Genomic DNA, 16,913 nt, shown 5'->3' with positions numbered 1-16,913 from the left:
CGATAGCTAATCTCTATCCTATATCACTGAATTCCCTATTGGCGTGAACTCAAACTCTAACTCCTGATACTCTCTCATTACGATCACTCCACGGATCTATCAACGCTCATTATCGATCAGGCTTATAACTATCACTCTTTATCTCAGCTGACAACGCGAAAATAAGAGTTCTACAGGTGAGTGAACTACCCTACCCTACTCACTCACCGCTTTCACGGTTCGTTCCTTGAGGAAGGGGACTTAGCCTCGTTATTGTTAAAACGTTCATGCCACCATATCCAATAGCTAATTACCCATCTTGAGACGTCGGCTTGCGTAATACATACCATGCGGTAATGAATCCACCAGTAAGTGCTGGGATCCAAAACGCACTCGCACGATAGAGGATTGCTGCAGCACCAGCAACTGCTGCGGTTACCTCTGTTGTTGTCATGAGCGTCCCGGCTAACAGCGTTTCTGCGGCTCCAAGACCGCCTGGCGTCGGCGCAATCGCACCCAGTTTTGCGACCGGGATGACGAGTAACACCGTTGCAAATAGCAAATCAGTGCCGAGTGCTGCGAGTGCAACCCATAGTATTGCCGCAATAAACGCCTGCCCGACCATGCATAATCCAAATACGAGCGCTAACTCTGCTGGTGCGGTTGCAAGCAACTCCAATGCTTCAATGAACTGAACTCCACGTTGTCGAAGTCGCTCCCGTGATGGGACATCAATCCGCGGAAGATGATTAAGCGGTTTTATGATAGCTGACAGCCCTTGACTGCCATTGTCAACGAGAGTGTATCGATACTGCCATAGCAAGCCGGCTGCAAGCACAGTAGCGACAATGACAGCAATGATGCCGAAAACGGCTATATTGAGTGCATGCTCGATAATAAGTCGCCATCCCAAATAACTCGCTGCAAGAAAGCCTAGAAAGATCGATGCAAGCCGGTTTGTTGCGTTCATGACCCCGATTCCTGCCAGCGCTGTTTCGAAATCAGTCCCAAGTGCTCGTTTAATTAACAATGCAGCCGGAGGATTCCCACCAAGTTGTCCGAATGGCGTGATAGTGTTGAGAAATCCAGATGCGTTGACAAGCAACACTGAGACAACAAAACTTCCTGTGTGTCCAAGGCGTCGAAGAATAACATAAAATCCACCGCCCCACAAAATCAGCGGTATAGTGCTGATAAGAAGTAAGAACCCAAATCGCCAGGACGACACGCTCGTCAGCGCGTTCCACAAGGCACTCGGACCAATAAGCCAGATGTATCCTGCGGCGAAAATTACACTAGCGAAGACACATCCTAACACGTGCGATAATCGACGAGGAAGACCAAGCGACCGTAGTGATATACTGTTTGATCCTGTCATCTTATATCCAAATCGCAGAGTCACTATCGGTCAGTACCGTCAGTGAAATCCAGCTAATGTATGTGTATTTCAGCGTACAGATAACAATTACTCTGGTATCTTAGTTTCTTGTAAGTGTACTACAAACTAATATATAGTGTAACCACTGAGTAATATGGATATATCTTTTTGAGCGGATTATATACAATACGATTAGTTCCGCTATCTTATCAGTTGTTGGCAATGTGATCTACTTTATTCAGTCTGACCGGGTGGGACACTGCGGAATCCTTGCCGGTCATTGTTTGTTTGTCAGTGCTCCGATTTCGGCTTTTCTATCTGTTTCTTGACGTTGGTTTCATCTGGAGCGACAGGCTTCACTCGAACCTCTCCGAAGCCGTACTTCGAGTGGTTCCCGACCCGGGTGAGCCCGGACATCGCAGTCTCCACCGGCCGGTCGCCGTCGTAGCCGACGACCACGCCGTGATCGATCGTCTCCAACTCGTACACGTCGCCGCCCTCAATGACCTTCTCCAGGCGGTGGCGCAGCTGCGCTTCGGCATCTACGCTCCACCACCAGGGCACGTCCACGTTGTTCGCCTTCGGGTACTCCGACCGGAGGACGAACGGCGTCACGAGTTCGAGGATGAACGCCTCGCTGTCTTCGAGACGCGAGTAGTCCAACGCCTCCAGGTCCACTACCTGCTTGTCTTTCAGCGTGGTCGTCCCGTAGCCGTAGTTCCGTTTGCCGCCGAACTGGAGGCCGTCAAGCACGTCCTCGCAGAGGGGTAGAACGTTCGGGTCATCGGCGTGCAAGTAGGCGTTTACGTACCAGCGCGTGGTCTGCTGCTGCTTCCGAGCGTCGTCGGGCCGGCCCATGATTGTCTCGTGAGCCAGCGCCGGCATCCCGCTCTGGAACCGGATATCGTGGACGTTCAGGCCGTCGCGGGGTCGGGTATCGAGCAGCCACGGATGGTCGGGATGCCGGAACAGGAACAGGTCGTCGTAGCTTTCGATGTCAGGAAGCGACGACCCCATGTACGGGCGAATGCCCGACTCGCTGTGTTCCTCAGGGAACGTCCCGAACTGGCCGGGAACGAACATCCCGTGACTCGCGTTGATGTGCTGGTGGACGTCGTGCTCCAGTTGCATCCCGAGCGCGTGGTAGATCGCGTTCCCGCTGACGTAGTAGGGGTGCCCGAGGTAGTCCATGTCGAGTTCCCAATGAACCTGCTGGATGCGGGTCACGCGTTCTCCCTCCGGATTTCGAAATCCTCGATGTACTGGAGCGCGGTGCTCCAACTCCAGATCCGCCGGAGGTTCGCATTGAGCACCATGTCGTGCTTGTCGTGATTGACATTGAGCGGGTGCGCAGTCAGGCGCTTCCACGCCGACGCCCACGAGCGCCACAGGCGGCTTCCAAGGCGCGCCCACGGATTCCCGCCCGCGCTCTCGTCGATTCGGAGCGCGAAGCGGTCGCCAGCGTAGACCGTCCGGTGGGGCACGATCTCCTCGGCATCGTCCACGACCAGGAGGAGATCGGCGAATTCGTGACCGGCGCGGTAGTTGTCCAAGAGCGCCGCCACGAGCAGCGTGTGGTACTTCAAGCTCGTGTACGGGTGGTAGATGCTCTCGTTGAAGCCGCTCGCTACGTCCGACGTGAGCCACGCTTGATGCATCGCCTCGGGGTCCGAACCCGTCAGCAGGTCACTGACAGCCTCAGAGAGGCGCGGGCGTGAGAACTCCTCGGGGTCGTAGTGCGACTCCCCGGTGAGCAGCGACAGCCGGTAGTGCGTCTCGTGGTTGTCTACCGTCTGTTCGGGCTTCCCGTTGGGTCGTGAGAGCGCCGACGCGTCGCCGTCCGCGCCGTGCGGGACGGTCTGGTTCACCGGTACGCCGTGGAAGGTGTCGGGCGCGTAGTCGTGCGTTTCGCCGTTCAGCTTGTGAGCATCGTGGCGGTACGCGGCGACCATCCCGTCCTGGCCACCGTCGCCCTGGAAGTCACTGAGGGTGGCATCCTCGGCCATCTACGGCCCCTCCGCGATACGCTCTTCCAGCGCCTCCACGAACGCCGGGCGATACTCTTCGGCCCATTCGTCGTCTTTCTCGTCCATGTTGTTCGTGTTGCTTTTCCCGCGGTCGAAGACGCGCTTCAGTTCGCGCTCCTCGTACAGCGGATTGATGAGATGACAATCGACGATCCCCGCGCCGAAGTTCCGTGCGCCACCGAGCTGGTGCATGAAGTCCGTCTTGTGCCCATTGAGGAAGTCGATGCCTTCGGCAAGTAGGCCGATGAACTCGGGTTTCACCTCTCGGAAGGAGAGGTGCCAGCAGCCGTCCAGATTCGCCACGGCGTCGATCTCTGTGTTCCGGAGCGGTTCGCGGTTGTCCTCCTGGTTTCGGGAGACGACGTTCCGGTTGAGACGCCGGTAGTGGCCCTCTGCTTGCCCCCGCGTGTAGTCCACGCTGGAGCGGACGGGGTTGAATTTGATCGGGCGACGCATCATTTTCCCCGGTTGATTGCCGAAGCCGCCGAAGAGGTCGAAGATCACGCAGCCGTCGTCTTCTTTCGGGTCTCCGACGCACGTGCCCTTCTCGTGATAGCCGTCGTTGAGGTCACGCTCGTAAACATCTTCTTTCATGAAGTTCGCGTTCGACTCCCCGGGATGGCAGGCGGTACCGTCGTTCTCGGAGACGACGCACTCCATCCCGTGACGTAGCCAGCCCGAGAGCGGGAAGGCAGGGATGATGCCGCCGATCTGGTTCTGCGGGTCGTCGTCCTCGTAGTTGCCGTTCGAGGCGTGGTGTCTGTCGGTCATGATGCTGTCCCCGACCACCAGCAGGTCGGTTTGGATTCGCACGAATACGTCGCGGTCGATGTCTTCAATCATGGTTTGGTATTGCAGCTGATTATCGGTCGATTCGGTGGCGCTCGGTCGCCACCCGGATTACCCGTTCGGGGAGTCGAACCCCGTCGTACGCGTTTTCTCCCCGCGGCCTGCCGACGGCCGAGGACATCCCCGGACCGTCGCCGCTGGTGGGTGTGGGTTTCCCGACGTACGCGTCTTGAACCGGGCTCATGAGTCAGATAGGTCTAAACGTCAGTCAGCGAGCGCTGAGCATCGCCTCCACTGCGTCGGTGGAACTCACCGCGACTCCGCCGACCTCGTACTCCGTGAAGATCTGGCCATCATCGGTGCGGACGATCCGGGCCGTCACGCGGGCGTCACTGGTCTGCATCGTTCCTCTCCCGACGACGGTCGAGTTCTTCGGCAGCTTGATGTACCATCGTCGCCAGTTCTCGCGCTTGATCGCTTGTCAGACCGGCTAGCAGACCAGAACGGACGGTTTCCTCTCCTTTCGCTTCGATGTCCAGCCAGACGCCTTCAGACCAGTATCTCACTTGCGCAACTCTCTCGGTATCAAGATGACGTAGAAGACCTTTTCCAGCCGTATTTCACCCGAATTCGAGACGACATAATAGACTTCGTTCAGGGCACGAAGCACGAGGAACTCTTGCCTCTGATGGGGAAGGACCACGTGACCTCCAGGTGATCACACGCGATCTCCGGCAGAAGGCACTGAAGTTCCTCCAGTTCAAGCGCGCCAACAACGTTACTCACGAGAAGCATTTGATGTTCAAGCTGCTCGATGTCGCCTGTCTCCACGGGACGACCATGGAGACATCCCAAGAGGTGATTGAGGGCAAACCTTGGATGTGGAGCAGAGAACCGCCGAAGCGTCGGAACTTCCTCACCCACGTCTCGAAGTCCGACCGTAGGGAAATCATGTCGATGTACCTGGCGGCGAACGAGTCGATGATCCAGTTGCTCGAAGAGGAGTCCGACTACTTCGGGGACACGGTGGAAGTCGCCATCGACGTGACGCCGTGGCCCTGGTTCGGCAAGTACGAAGACGGTGAGATTCCCGAGTGGGTCTCGGGGACGAAGGCGGGACGCAACTACGCTTACGCCTGGAAGTTCGCTACGCTGGCTCTTGTCGGCACAAACACGCCGATCACGGTTGTGTCGCTCCCGGTGAAATTTTACTCCTAACTCTGTTCGCCGAAGGAACTGAGATTGAATAATATTGAGTATATTGCCAACTACTGTTATGATGGGAGCTGATGTCCATATGAATTATACCCTTCAGGTGTAGTTAGTATCATAACCTAGACACGGACTCTCATACACAACTGTCGAAAATATAAGATATATCAACTGTACACCTATCAAAATCTATGGATACCACTCTCGATCGATTACGCATCTGGCTGACAAAGACCCGAGTCTTTGCATCACCCCGAAGCAAGCGGCGCTTCCTGATCCACATATTCGTGCTTGGGTTCGTGTTTGCCATTGCGACTATTTTTATTCAACGCCAATTTAGCTTCCTGACCGATGCGCAGGCTCTGCGTGAGTTTATCCGAGGATATGGTATTTTAGCACCCGGCGCACTAATTGGGTTTCAAGCACTGCAGGTCGTTGCTGCACCGATTCCTGGACAGGTTCTTGCAGTTGTCGCTGGCTATCTCTTCGGCGTATGGTGGGGAACGTTGTACAATATGATTGGAATCACCATCGGAAGCACGATAGCGTTCTGGATATCCCGACGATACGGTCGTGCGTACGTTGAGACCATTATCCACGAAGAGACACTTGCTCGGTTCGATACAGTCAGCAATGATCACGGTCACCCTGCGTTATTTTTCTTTTTTCTGATTCCGGGACTCCCGGATGATATTCTCTGTTTTGTTGGCGGACTTACCAACATTCCACTGTGGCAACTCATCATTCTCGCCGTAATTGGACGGACACCGGCATTCTTCTTCGTCAATGTTGTCGGTGATCTACTTGGCACCGACCAGATTCCAACTGCTACGGTGCTTGCGGTCATTCTTGTTGTGATCTCCGTAGCCGGATATCTGAATCGCGACCCGATTATCCGCTTGTTCGAGGACAGTTCTTGATGAGTGACCATCGTATCGATGTAGTCATTAGTCCGTGTTGAGAGGGATTGTGAACACTGGCAGATCAACGGTACGGACAACCCGTTCTGTTGTGCTGCCCAAGAGTGTATGTTCAAGACCACTCCGACCATGCGTTCCCATGACCACGAGATTAATATCTTCTTTTTCAGCGTACTCACGAATGATCTCATGTGGGACACCAAGCCGAATCGCTTCAGTCGTTGGGATCATCCTTTGTTCAGCTTGATCTAGAATCGGAGTTGTCGGCCTCTCACCTGATTGATCAATTGACTGGATAACCTCATCGCGGTCCATTTCTGTACTGATAGGATTCATTCGGACATCGACTACATACAAAACATGTAGTGTTGCATCATATCTACTTGCGATATCAACGGCATGTTCGACAACCGCGTCCGCTCCCTGGCTACCGTCTGTTGGGACGAGAATTGTTTCATACATTCGCGTTGATGTTTGCTATCGGTCGGTAATAGTGTGTCAGTTACCCACGGCTAAAACCGTGGGCTTCCGCGCTGTTTCCGCTGTGACTTCACGGTTATGTCTCTTTTTAATCTGAGATAGCCTAGAATAGAACAGGCGATATCGTGTATATTGATCAGTATGGCTTGAACTGAGCACAAAATATGATACGTGTAGCATCATAAACAGAAAGTAACACCAGTCATGTCGGACACATCTCGTATTCGAAGTATTGTCCCGATGTTTGGAGGGGCAACAAATTATGTCGACACGCTCGATGCGATTATCGATACGGTCCGGCGTACCCATCCCGATACAGATATGTTTGTGTCATGGCATCGCGAGTACTTCTCTCGTGTTTCAAGCCGAGAGTCAATCCTTCGACGAATCCGGTATCTCGATACGATTGAGATACTCACACAATGCGATGGTCGGTGGTACCGAGGACAAGCAGGTAGAAGATACGATGAGAATCGGGAGATGGAGACGCTCTTTACCATATTATCAAGACGGAATGTTGGACTCCGGAGTCTTCTGTACGCCCTCCGTGAGAGATCGATGACAATCGGGTCGATCAACGACCAACAGCTAAAGACACACCCTGAACTCGGCTGGGATCCCAATCAGACCGATATGGCACTACAACGCGTGAACTGGCTTCGAAGTATGGGTCTTGTTGCTCGACAAGATGAGATATACACGCTCACTAGTGTTGGGAAAACAATCACTGACAATGCAATCGATACATGGAGTGCAGATTATGATCCTGACAACACGACTATAGAGATCGCTGACACAGCAGAGTATACGACAGTCACCACAACACGGTCGGTTGACCCAGAGTTTCGAGCGACTGTGCTACATCAACATGAGAGTGAATGCCCTATTTCAGGTGTTGACCAGCCGGCATTACTCGATGTTGCACATGTGCGTCCATGGGCTGAATATCCAACGTACCGCGGAGATATCAGGAACGTTCTTCCATTGAGTAAAACCCATCATGCGGCGTTTGATAATGCAGTATTCACCATTGATAGGGATTTTCGACTTCGTGTCAATCCAGAATTTGATACCAATAGTACACTTCTTCAGCGGACGATTCTCGATAAGACCGGTGAACAACTCCCACTGTCAGCTAGCGATATTGATCCTGCACATCTCGCTGCTCGTAATGATGAGGTTGGATGGATATAACGCACATCGTATAGCACTCGCCGAGAGACGATGAGATTGTGTCAGTTACCCACGGCTGAAACCGTGGGCTTCCGCGCTGTTCTCGCTGTGAACATAGCAGAGTAACAGGATTGAGGGTCTGATTCTGGATGGGTCACTCACAGAATGCATGTTATTTTACAGTCTATTCAAAACCGAGATATCGTTAGCTCGTGTTTCTCGGGGTTGCACGGGTTGCGGTTGCTTTGAACGATGCAACGATCTGACGCTCCGGTTCGATTTTGAGTCGCTTTCGACTTTCCTCGGTGACAAGGGCATACAGATGATCTTCGGCTTCAACATCGACGGAAACTAGCGAAATCGAATTGCCACGGTCGATACTGTGCACGTGCCCGTCGAATCGGTTTCGAGCACTCATTGCATTCTCTGTTGGCGTCTCATCTGGGTCATGTAGTGTGACTGCATCAGCGCGAAGACTCACCTGTACCGTGTCAGTCTCTGTGGGGACGATTGCCCGCACTGCACCAGCAGCGGTTGACACAGTCCCAAGTTCGCCGGTTCGTGTGATAACAGTCCCATCTAATACTGCTTCGGTGGTTTCTGCAACCGATGAATACCCCATCCGAAGTCGGTCAAATCGAGAGAGTAACTCACGTGCGGTCTTGGTCAGCGTGCTTCCACCGCCATCAGACCCTCCACGCTGTCGTTCAACGAGCGTCCCAAATGCATCTTCGAGTGCGGTGATCCGCTGGTGTGAGCGAGAATATGATCGACCGAGTTCATCGGCGGCTTGATGAATGGACCCAATCTCGTCCACTGTTTCAAGAAGTGAGGCGTCTTTCTGTGTGAATTTCACACTTTCTGCGCGAAGCTGTGCATCGAAGCCTGCTTTCATACTAGGTTAAGATTCGCAGAGAGCAAAACAGTTATGTCAATGTTGGAACAACGGCGATATATCAATGACAACATATCGAACTCGCCGGGCGTTCCTGGCGAGTGGCGCAACTGCAACGGCAGTTGGTCTCGTGGGTTGCACCGGTGGTGATAACGATGACACCACGTTGGCTGCCAATCCAACCGGGAGTTCACTGGCTGACTCGATGACGATTTTTCATGCAGGGTCACTTGCACCGCCGTTCTCAGCTGCCGAGCTGATTTTGAAAATCAATTTGATGTTGATGTAACTCGGGAGGCAAAGGGATCAGTCGCCTCAACACAAAAGATTACCCAACAGAGACGATCGGCGGACGTGCTCGGAACATCTGATTTCCGGCTTATTCGCAACCGAGTGCTTCCCGACTATGGCGATTGGTATGCCATTTTCACGACAAACTCGATGTCAATCCAGTATCGAGAAAACTCTCCCGGCGCAGAGGACATTTCTAAGGATAACTGGTGGGAAGTACTCTCACGGGATGATATTACGATTGGTCATTCAGATCCAGCAATTGATCCCGGTGGTTACCGCGCGGTGATGATGCTACAGTTAGGTGCTGAGGAGTTTGACGGCGAACGACTCTATGATGAATCAACGCTCGACACACTGATGAGCAACACCACAATTCCGACGGGCACCGAGATAAATCTTGAATGGCAACTTGAATCGGGTGACCTCGATTATGTGCTGTATTATCAATCTATTTCGGCTACTTCTGGGCTCCCCTACATCGATCTTCAACCGGAGGTCGACCTCTCACAGGTGACCAACGAGCACGCTCAGCACTATGCGAAAGCTGAAGTCGAGACAAAAAGTGGCACCTTCACCGGCGCACCAATTGCATACGGACTAACTGTACCAAGTAACGCCAGAGCACCAGGTCGTGGCACTCAGTGGGTCAAGCACTTTGCGACCGAACCGGGACAGGCGATACTTGACGAGCAAGGGCTCGCCCCTGTCGACCCGGTTGTTGTCCCTGCGAGTTCTGAGGATGCCGTCCCTGACAGTGTGATGGATGTCGCCAGTGCACAGAGTACACTCGGTCCACTGGAGCCTTGATGATCTATATCAACAGCGTATCGATATCGATGCACGACATATTCAGACTCATATATCATGGCGACAGAGACTGAATCCCAATTCGAGATCACCGCTGTCGGGCGGCTACCATTGGTTGTTTTATTCACGCTCATTCAGCTACTGGTATTTGCTGCTGCCTACTCGATTGGAAAGCCGACCTGGTACGTTTATTTTATCGTGGGCAGCGCAGCGACCACCGCGTACGCACTCGATGGGACTCCATTTACTATTGCAACGGCAACCGCCGGTAGTCTGCTCATGGTTGTACTGAGTCTACCGTTATTCATCTTTCTCGCCAGACAGACTCCATCGCTCATTATCGAGAAGGCACTGGACCCGGATGTCCAACGCGTGCTATATCTCGGGGTGTATGCTCCCTTGTTGGCAGCGCTGCTCAGTCTATTAGGTGGTGTTCCATTAGCACATCTGCTAGCGAAGGGATTCCCCGGTCAGCCACTCGTTGAAAGTCTGGTTGACCTTCCCTTGGTCGTTCCACACTCTGTCGCAGGTATCATCATTTTGTTCGGCTTTGGGAAGGGCGGGGCTTTTCCACAGCTCTCGGTGCTTGGAACGATGGTCGGGATGGTGTTGGCATTAGCGTTCGTCTCAGCCCCGTATGCAGTCAACGCCACCCGCGAGGCGTTCGAAAGCATTGACGATCGACTTGAATATGCCTCCCGAATCCACGGTGCTAATCAGTGGGAGACGTTCCGACGAGTGACCGGTCCGCTCGCTGTTCGGGGAATGATCACTGGCGGTTTGCTCGCGTGGGCTCGCGCCGTCTCTGAATTTGGTGCCGTCGCCGTTGTTGCGTACTCTGTAAGCTTCTTTTACCCCTTCGCAGGCACGGAAGTGACCGCACAGCACGCACCTGTATTTGTATACAACACGTACCTGCAGGGCGGTCTCGAAGAGAGTGGAGCGGTCGCGTTCTTACTCCTAGCGGTCTCAGCAGTAATCTTCCTCATTGTGCGTTATTTGATTGATGATGGAACAGGCGGTGGAATGCCGTGACTCACCTCAGTGCTGATATCCGCTCGACGTTCACTGCCGACGGTGCGGAGCCGTTTACTGTCGATGCCGCGATGGAGGTTGACGCCGGTGAGACCTGTGTTATACTCGGTCCGAGTGGGAGCGGCAAGACATTGCTATTGGAGACGATTGCTGGCTTCCATCAACACACTGGAATAGTGAGAACAAATCGAACGGATATTACAGACCAGCCACCTGAAAAACGAGGATTCGGCTTTGTATTCCAAGATTACGCACTGTTCCCGCACATGACTGTTCGAGACAATGTTAACTACGGTACCCAGTACCGGGAGTCCTCACGTGATGCTGATGCTCTACTCGCTGAACTCGGGGTTGCACATCTCGCAGACAGGAACCCACCGACATTATCAGGTGGAGAGAAACAACGGGTTGCTCTCGCCCGGGCACTTGCAATTCGCCCCTCTGTGATGCTTCTTGATGAGCCGTTGGCAGCACTTGATGTCCCGACCCGGAAGACTCTACGAGATGACCTCGCCGACATACTTACCGACGTGACTGCAGTGTATGTGACGCATAACCGCACAACCGCTCGTGCCATCGCCGACCACATTATCGTGATGCAGCATGGAGATGTTATCCAACGTGGAACGCCTGAGGACGTGTTTGAGCACCCGCAATCGCCAATGGTTGCCCGATTCACCGGATCAAACGTTATCGACCTCTCAACAGCACCTGCTCTGCGTCGCACTCTTGCCAATGATACCAAGCCACAGGCACGCTTCGACGGAAGCAGTCGGAGTCCAATTGATCACGGTAAGAAGAACGCCGACAATAACAATATCAATAATATTGACATCAACGTCACGACCCACGTTGCCATTAGACCTGAGGCGATTACACTTGATGACACCAATGGGGATTTGTCTGGGACCGTCGAGCGCGTCGTACATGAGGATGCAACGAATCGGGTGACGGTCGCATTTGATAATGTAACTATTGAAACGTTTGCTTCCTCACCACCAACTGTCGGCACAGAACTCATGCTATCGTTTCCCCGTGACCGTCTTCATCCCTGTTAGTGAGAGACTCAGTTCCAGTTGTATCAAGAATCTGTTAATTGATACTGATGAAGCGTTCAATCAATCTGATCTGGGCACTCTTAGGTATCTAACACGGATTATAGACCATCATCATGAACTATGCTTCAGTAAGCGGGACTGCATTATTAGATCCTCAACAGCGAGTGAGTTCGCGTTGTGCTACGACATCCGGTTGATATCAGTAAGTAAATATTCATCCGGTAGCCACACTCTAGTATGACGGATCGGGTCGCCGGTAACCTCCAAACACAAGCGACTGTTGAGAACCGTGTTGAATCGGGAGCAGCGCCTGACTGGGTCGCTGCCCACTGGAACAGTTTCCGAGATGGACTTCTCGGCGAGCGGAATGAGTCACCATTTCCTTGCTATTTCGGTGCTGAATCCGTCGCCAACGGCGACCCACTTTACACTGCGGTCTCTTCAACAAGCGATAAGGATGCACTACTAGATCTAGGTCGGACACTAATCTCATATCTCGACATGTATCAGGATTATAACGACCGTGCATCACTAGTCACGTTCTTCAGACCTCCTGAAGAGGATCTCTCAGAAGCCGAGTATAACGAGATACTATGGCATATTCTTCAGTTCCTCCATATCCACGACCCTGAGCCATGGCCTGAAGATATTCCGACGAACCCAGATGATCCCCATTGGGAGTTTTCCTTTGCTGGCGTACCGATGTTCCCGACCTGTCGAGCACCGTTTTATGAGACGCGTAAGAGTCGTTACTGCCCGATTGGTCTCGAAATCACCTTCCAACCACGGGCTTTATTCAAAAATCTTGGAGTGACCGGCGACACCTCTGGCGGACAGCACGCCCGAGATGTCATTCAAGATCGTCTGGAAGATTATGATGGCGTCTGCCCACATGCAGATCTTGGTGACTGGGGTGTTGAGGAAGACCGGGAGTGGCATCAATATATGCTTTCAGAATCCGAGGAACAGACCCCAGATGAGTGTCCGATCAATATTACCCGTGACCACCCAAAGTCAGATCGTCTCCGAGATGAAAAGAAACTCTCGGCCTCCCCCAGATAATCCATGTCGTCCACACAGCCAGTACTGTTGTTAGTTGATTTTCAACAAGGCTTCGACGGTGCTGGATGGGGAACTCGTAATAATCCTGACGCCGAATCGAACGCAGTACGATTATTATCAACCTGGCGAGAGCGTGACTGCCCGGTCGCTCATGTTCGACATAACTCAACCGAATCAGATTCGCCTCTACGAGAAGGTACACCTGGATTTCAATTCAAATCTGAACTCTCTCCAGCAGACGACGAGGCTACATTCGTCAAGCGAGTCAATGGGGCATTCATCGATACCGGGTTACAGCAGTGGCTCGATAATCATGGGTATGATACCCTCATCGTCTGTGGGTTAACAACTGATCACTGTGTATCAACGACGGTCAGAATGGCTGAAAATCGCGGATTCAATACATATGTCATTGCAGATGCAACAGCGACATTTGACCGTCAATTGAGTGATGAACACTTTGATGCCCCAATGGTCCACCGTACGGCACTGGCACACCTCAGTGATGAATTTGCAACGGTCATACCGACCGAGGAAGCAATAGAATTGATCACTCACTCGGAATTGTGGAACGATTCTGAAACGGAGTGAGTTGGACCATCGCTGGTCGCGTGAGGTCGCCCAGTATTTGACATCCTCCTCCGCCTGAACTGAAGGCGGGAGGAATCCCGAGCGTTGAGAGTGGCAGGTTTCCAACCATGGTTGCTGTCACTGTACGGGAACGCATCTCACCCAGCCATCGTGATCAGTTCAAGTTCAGTGGCTGACTGGCAGTGCCAAACTACCGTTACTCCTCTCCTCTCCTATCGTCTCGTCAGTGTCACTGATTCACTGCTGTTATGTTTGGTTTGCCAACAGCGAGTCAGTGACACGGTGGGAGACTCAGAGGGAGAGGTATCGTTGTGTCTCTCACCTCACCTCACCTCACTGACACAGACACAGACACAGGCTTCTCGCCTGCGTGATCCATCGGTGAGCGTTTCGGATACTGTCTCATTACTGGCGGAGAGACCGCCTCCGAAGGTCGGTCGGAATCGCTCCGTTCCGACCTGACCTTGTTCCAATATACGTTATCTAGTTTCTTCACTGTGCTGATAATGGATTCAGCCTATCCTGTCCTGTCCTGCGCCGACAGACGCAGGGATTCTCCTTGAATCTCTATAAATCACGGACTCTCTAGTAGTTCAGTTCGATCTAGACCGTTCTGATATGCGAGCATGCAGTCTATTGCTGTATATCATGAATCGGCGTTGCTGAGTACATGAGAGAGACAGCCACCTCGGCATCGACTGATACATAAGATGAGTGTTCCCGTATTTGGACTTGTGTTTGAGACATCTGACTAGAAATATGTCTGGAAGCGAGATGCTAAAACAGCAATATGGATATCAAATATTCATATATAAACTGACGTTTAAGATTATTAACATGAAGCGCTATGAAATAGTATTAGATGGACCAGACAGCAAACGGGTTCCGTGATACCCACTGCCCTCAATGTGAGTTTGAATATCTGAGGAGATTGTCCCATCTGAGCATAATACTGAACTAATAGACTAGGTGTATAGAAATCGCACAACACTGGATTAAATCAAACAGAGTACACGCGCGACTAGCGCGAAGAGAATCATACAGCCTCAGACGTTCATCGTATAGGTATCTTAATCTTAATCTAGTGTACCTACAACACGACTAACGGGTATAATTTAAAACGTCGTGCAAACTCATGTTCAAGATTACCTGGTTCAGCACAACGTGGGGTTGATGCATCAACAAAATTGAGTCTCTGCGCTTACTGCCCTCGGTCGACCTTGAGATATGCTTCGCGTATCTCTGGTCGTTCGAGTATCTTCTCCGCATCGCCATCGAATCGCGTAGACCCGTTTTCTAGAACGAATACATGATCTGAGTGCTTGACCCCTGTTTTGACATTCTGCTCAATCATCAAGATGGTGACACCACGGGCATTTATATCCTCAATCTTTTCGAAGATCATGTCGATTGCCTTCGGTGCAAGACCGGCAGTTGGTTCATCGAGCATGAGAAGGTCGGGATCAAGCATCATCCCCCGGCCGAGCTCGACCATCTGTTGTTGACCACCACTGAGATTTCCTGCAGGGGTGTCCGCGTACTCCTGAAGTGCAGGGAATATATCAAACACATCCTCGATTGCGGCGTCAGTATCGTGGGTGCTACCTGCGACGTACGCTCCCAATTCGAGATTATCTCTAACAGTCATATCTGGGAATGCAGCATTCCGTTGGAGCACATAAGAGATGCCAGATTTTAGTAGCTGCTTTTGACTTCTGCTTGTTATGTCCTCACCATCATATGTAATCGTGCCACGGTTCGGGGACAGCAGCCCGTATACCGTTTTGAATAATGTTGATTTGCCTGCACCGTTTGGACCAATAACACAGACTATCTCCTCATCATCGACAGTGAGAGAAGCTCCCCTGAGAACCAGAAACCCATCATATCCTGCATGTACATCTTCGACTGATAGTAGTGTCATTATATTATTCTCCGAAGTACGCCTCCAAGACGTCCGGGTCATCCAGTGCAACGTCAGGCGGTCCTTCGGTGAGGTTCATCCCATTATTAAGGACGTATACATAGTCACTTAGCGTGTGGATGACGTCCATATCGTGTTCAATAATACAAAACGTCGCCCCATCATGATTCAAATCAATAATGGTATCGATGATATCGTCGACCAGGTTTGGGTTGACACCGGCAGTCGGCTCATCTAGCATGACGATTTCCGGGTTCTGCATGAGTGCCGCTGCGATTGTAAGCAATTTTTTTTGTCCGGTTGAGAGTTCGCCAGCTTTCCGATCGCGAAGATCCCAAAGTCCAACCTGCCTCACGAGGTCGTTCATACGCTCGGTCGCCTCAGCACTATTGAATAGCGTCGTTACAATGTTTTCATCCTCATGATCCTGGTTTGCGACCATGTTTTCTCGGACAGTCAATCCAGGGAAAACACGTGCTTGCTGGAATGCTCTAGAGACACCCTTCCGGACGATTCGAGAAGTAAACTCACCAGTAATATCTGTCTTCTTATCGAGATATATCTCTCCATCCGTCGGTTCATGAACGCCCATGATACAATTAAATAGCGTCGATTTGCCGGCACCGTTTGGTCCGATTATGCCGACGATTTCTCTCTCTCTAATTTCAAGTGAAACACCATCGAGAGCAGCGACACCCGGAAATTCCTTACGAAGACCATCAATTTCCAACACTGACTCTGAGTTCACTCGTTGTGTCTCAGTCATCATCTGCCCCACTCCCAACGCCTGATTTTTGCTCGTCCGTATTAGTCCTGATACTGCTGATGACAGGACGGCGCCCTATGAGACCGTTTGGTCTGTAGACCGCGACAAGAATGAGCACCGTTCCGAAAATAACCCAACTAAGTCCAGTTTGGGTTCCGCCCAGCAACGTGCGAGTGTACTCTCGAGTGAGGATGTAGACGACTGCCCCAACGATTGGTCCTAATACCGTTCCAAGTCCACCAATCACCGGGATTAACACGAACTCAACGTTACGTATAAGTTCCAACAGTATTCGCGGTTCAATAAATAGCACATACTGCGCGAACAGTCCACCACCAACACCAGCGACGAACGAACTAAGCCCCATCGCATACATCTTATACCAGAACGCACTTATTCCGGCGTTCTCGGCGAGTTCCTGATCGATATCGATTGCCTTGAGATAGATACCGAGCTTCGAGGTATGGAGCCGATAGACGAGCAGGGTTGTTCCGAGCGCGAAGGTCCACATGACATAGAAATA

The 16,913-nt window shown here is 52.0% G+C and carries 20 protein-coding genes and 1 pseudogene; 10 read left to right on the top strand and 11 right to left on the bottom strand.

All coding sequences use genetic code 11. The annotated features are described in order from the left end of the window. Positions 1-289: 289 nt before the first annotated feature. The 6 genes from J07HQW2_RS15810 to J07HQW2_RS19245 form a co-directional block, all read right to left on the bottom strand. The gene (locus tag J07HQW2_RS15810; RefSeq protein WP_021056662.1) at positions 290-1,357 is read right to left on the bottom strand and encodes a lysylphosphatidylglycerol synthase transmembrane domain-containing protein; all 1,068 of its coding nucleotides are present in this window, start codon (positions 1,355-1,357) and stop codon (positions 290-292) included. Between the two features lie 291 nt (positions 1,358-1,648). Then, positions 1,649-2,584, bottom strand: coding sequence for a hypothetical protein (locus J07HQW2_RS15805; protein WP_048075347.1), 936 nt, complete (start codon positions 2,582-2,584; stop codon positions 1,649-1,651). Continuing rightward, positions 2,581-3,363: a DUF8168 family protein gene (locus J07HQW2_RS15800; RefSeq protein ID WP_048075346.1), complete on the bottom strand. Its 783-nt coding sequence runs from the start codon at positions 3,361-3,363 to the stop codon at positions 2,581-2,583. Before J07HQW2_RS15800 ends, J07HQW2_RS15805 begins: the two co-directional genes overlap by 4 nt. Continuing rightward, positions 3,364-4,227: a hypothetical protein gene (locus tag J07HQW2_RS15795; RefSeq protein WP_048075345.1), complete on the bottom strand. Its 864-nt coding sequence runs from the start codon at positions 4,225-4,227 to the stop codon at positions 3,364-3,366. It lies immediately after the preceding gene. 214 nt (positions 4,228-4,441) lie between these two features. After that, a complete protein-coding gene (locus J07HQW2_RS19250) occupies positions 4,442-4,576 on the bottom strand; it encodes a hypothetical protein (protein ID WP_303704257.1) in 135 nt (44 codons plus the stop codon). Beyond that, entirely contained in the window at positions 4,563-4,739 is a 177-nt protein-coding gene (locus J07HQW2_RS19245) for a hypothetical protein (RefSeq protein ID WP_303704256.1), read from the bottom strand. Before J07HQW2_RS19245 ends, J07HQW2_RS19250 begins: the two co-directional genes overlap by 14 nt. Before the next feature lie 148 nt (positions 4,740-4,887). Between J07HQW2_RS19245 and J07HQW2_RS15785 the strand changes: the two genes are divergently transcribed. Both J07HQW2_RS15785 and J07HQW2_RS15780 read left to right on the top strand, forming a co-directional pair. Further along, positions 4,888-5,391, top strand: a complete 504-nt coding sequence (locus J07HQW2_RS15785) for a hypothetical protein (RefSeq protein ID WP_048075344.1) — start codon at positions 4,888-4,890, stop codon at positions 5,389-5,391. A gap of 185 nt (positions 5,392-5,576) precedes the next feature. Continuing rightward, on the top strand, positions 5,577-6,305 hold the full coding sequence (locus J07HQW2_RS15780; protein ID WP_021056654.1) for a TVP38/TMEM64 family protein: 729 nt from the start codon (positions 5,577-5,579) through the stop codon (positions 6,303-6,305). 27 nt (positions 6,306-6,332) lie between these two features. On the opposite strand, the gene J07HQW2_RS15775 is transcribed toward J07HQW2_RS15780, so the two are convergent. Beyond that, the gene (locus tag J07HQW2_RS15775; RefSeq protein ID WP_021056653.1) at positions 6,333-6,767 is read right to left on the bottom strand and encodes a universal stress protein; all 435 of its coding nucleotides are present in this window, start codon (positions 6,765-6,767) and stop codon (positions 6,333-6,335) included. A gap of 222 nt (positions 6,768-6,989) precedes the next feature. On the opposite strand from J07HQW2_RS15775, the gene J07HQW2_RS15770 reads away from it, so the two are divergent. Then, positions 6,990-7,979, top strand: a complete 990-nt coding sequence (locus tag J07HQW2_RS15770; RefSeq protein WP_021056652.1) for an HNH endonuclease signature motif containing protein — start codon at positions 6,990-6,992, stop codon at positions 7,977-7,979. 184 nt (positions 7,980-8,163) lie between these two features. Here the strand turns inward: J07HQW2_RS15770 and J07HQW2_RS15765 are convergent, their stop codons facing one another. Beyond that, positions 8,164-8,853, bottom strand: coding sequence for a TOBE domain-containing protein (locus J07HQW2_RS15765; protein WP_021056651.1), 690 nt, complete (start codon positions 8,851-8,853; stop codon positions 8,164-8,166). Between the two features lie 64 nt (positions 8,854-8,917). Here J07HQW2_RS15765 and J07HQW2_RS19240 point away from each other — a divergent pair, with 64 nt between their 5' ends. The 7 genes and pseudogenes from J07HQW2_RS19240 (at position 8,918) to J07HQW2_RS19235 (ending at position 14,162) form a co-directional block, all read left to right on the top strand. Continuing rightward, positions 8,918-9,142 (top strand): hypothetical protein, encoded by a 225-nt coding sequence (locus J07HQW2_RS19240; protein WP_021056650.1) that lies wholly within the window; start codon positions 8,918-8,920, stop codon positions 9,140-9,142. An 8-nt stretch (positions 9,143-9,150) separates the two neighbouring features. Then, positions 9,151-9,954 (top strand): annotated as a pseudogene (locus J07HQW2_RS15760) (extracellular solute-binding protein); the annotation flags it as partial. Between the two features lie 57 nt (positions 9,955-10,011). Further along, complete coding sequence (locus J07HQW2_RS15755; protein WP_021056648.1) at positions 10,012-10,989, top strand: ABC transporter permease; 978 nt, start codon at positions 10,012-10,014, stop codon at positions 10,987-10,989. Continuing rightward, positions 10,986-12,047, top strand: a complete 1,062-nt coding sequence (locus J07HQW2_RS15750) for an ABC transporter ATP-binding protein (RefSeq protein WP_021056647.1) — start codon at positions 10,986-10,988, stop codon at positions 12,045-12,047. Before J07HQW2_RS15755 ends, J07HQW2_RS15750 begins: the two co-directional genes overlap by 4 nt. A 237-nt stretch (positions 12,048-12,284) precedes the next feature. Further along, on the top strand, positions 12,285-13,109 hold the full coding sequence (locus tag J07HQW2_RS15745; protein ID WP_021056646.1) for a YqcI/YcgG family protein: 825 nt from the start codon (positions 12,285-12,287) through the stop codon (positions 13,107-13,109). A gap of 3 nt (positions 13,110-13,112) precedes the next feature. After that, positions 13,113-13,700: a cysteine hydrolase family protein gene (locus J07HQW2_RS15740; protein ID WP_021056645.1), complete on the top strand. Its 588-nt coding sequence runs from the start codon at positions 13,113-13,115 to the stop codon at positions 13,698-13,700. 282 nt (positions 13,701-13,982) lie between these two features. Next, positions 13,983-14,162, top strand: a complete 180-nt coding sequence (locus tag J07HQW2_RS19235; RefSeq protein WP_303704255.1) for a hypothetical protein — start codon at positions 13,983-13,985, stop codon at positions 14,160-14,162. Positions 14,163-14,901: 739 nt separating this feature from the next. On the opposite strand, the gene J07HQW2_RS15735 is transcribed toward J07HQW2_RS19235, so the two are convergent. From J07HQW2_RS15735 to J07HQW2_RS15725, 3 genes are all read right to left on the bottom strand, one after another. Next, complete coding sequence (locus J07HQW2_RS15735; protein ID WP_021056643.1) at positions 14,902-15,624, bottom strand: ABC transporter ATP-binding protein; 723 nt, start codon at positions 15,622-15,624, stop codon at positions 14,902-14,904. A 4-nt stretch (positions 15,625-15,628) separates the two neighbouring features. Then, complete coding sequence (locus J07HQW2_RS15730) at positions 15,629-16,393, bottom strand: ABC transporter ATP-binding protein (RefSeq protein WP_303704254.1); 765 nt, start codon at positions 16,391-16,393, stop codon at positions 15,629-15,631. Further along, positions 16,383-16,913 (bottom strand): branched-chain amino acid ABC transporter permease (locus J07HQW2_RS15725; RefSeq protein WP_021056641.1); only part of this gene is annotated, 531 nt, incomplete at its 5' end. The genes J07HQW2_RS15730 and J07HQW2_RS15725, both read right to left, overlap by 11 nt.

The organism is Haloquadratum walsbyi J07HQW2 (genome assembly GCF_000415985.1).
GTDB lineage: Archaea > Halobacteriota > Halobacteria > Halobacteriales > Haloferacaceae > Haloquadratum > Haloquadratum walsbyi_B.
The sequence above is the reverse complement of the archived record's forward strand: the minus strand, read 5'-3'. Positions and strand labels throughout refer to the sequence as shown.

Coding starts and splice junctions, on each gene's coding strand:
- J07HQW2_RS15810 (WP_021056662.1), bottom strand. CDS start 1,357: ATGACAGGATCAAACAGTATATCACTACGGTCGCTTGGTCTTCCTCGT.
- J07HQW2_RS15800 (WP_048075346.1), bottom strand. CDS start 3,363: ATGGCCGAGGATGCCACCCTCAGTGACTTCCAGGGCGACGGTGGCCAG.
- J07HQW2_RS15795 (WP_048075345.1), bottom strand. CDS start 4,227: ATGATTGAAGACATCGACCGCGACGTATTCGTGCGAATCCAAACCGAC.
- J07HQW2_RS19250 (WP_303704257.1), bottom strand. CDS start 4,576: ATGCAGACCAGTGACGCCCGCGTGACGGCCCGGATCGTCCGCACCGAT.
- J07HQW2_RS15780 (WP_021056654.1), top strand. CDS start 5,577: ATGGATACCACTCTCGATCGATTACGCATCTGGCTGACAAAGACCCGA.
- J07HQW2_RS15775 (WP_021056653.1), bottom strand. CDS start 6,767: ATGTATGAAACAATTCTCGTCCCAACAGACGGTAGCCAGGGAGCGGAC.
- J07HQW2_RS15770 (WP_021056652.1), top strand. CDS start 6,990: ATGTCGGACACATCTCGTATTCGAAGTATTGTCCCGATGTTTGGAGGG.
- J07HQW2_RS15765 (WP_021056651.1), bottom strand. CDS start 8,853: ATGAAAGCAGGCTTCGATGCACAGCTTCGCGCAGAAAGTGTGAAATTC.
- J07HQW2_RS19240 (WP_021056650.1), top strand. CDS start 8,918: ATGACAACATATCGAACTCGCCGGGCGTTCCTGGCGAGTGGCGCAACT.
- J07HQW2_RS15755 (WP_021056648.1), top strand. CDS start 10,012: ATGGCGACAGAGACTGAATCCCAATTCGAGATCACCGCTGTCGGGCGG.
- J07HQW2_RS15745 (WP_021056646.1), top strand. CDS start 12,285: ATGACGGATCGGGTCGCCGGTAACCTCCAAACACAAGCGACTGTTGAG.
- J07HQW2_RS15740 (WP_021056645.1), top strand. CDS start 13,113: ATGTCGTCCACACAGCCAGTACTGTTGTTAGTTGATTTTCAACAAGGC.
- J07HQW2_RS15735 (WP_021056643.1), bottom strand. CDS start 15,624: ATGACACTACTATCAGTCGAAGATGTACATGCAGGATATGATGGGTTT.
- J07HQW2_RS15730 (WP_303704254.1), bottom strand. CDS start 16,393: ATGATGACTGAGACACAACGAGTGAACTCAGAGTCAGTGTTGGAAATT.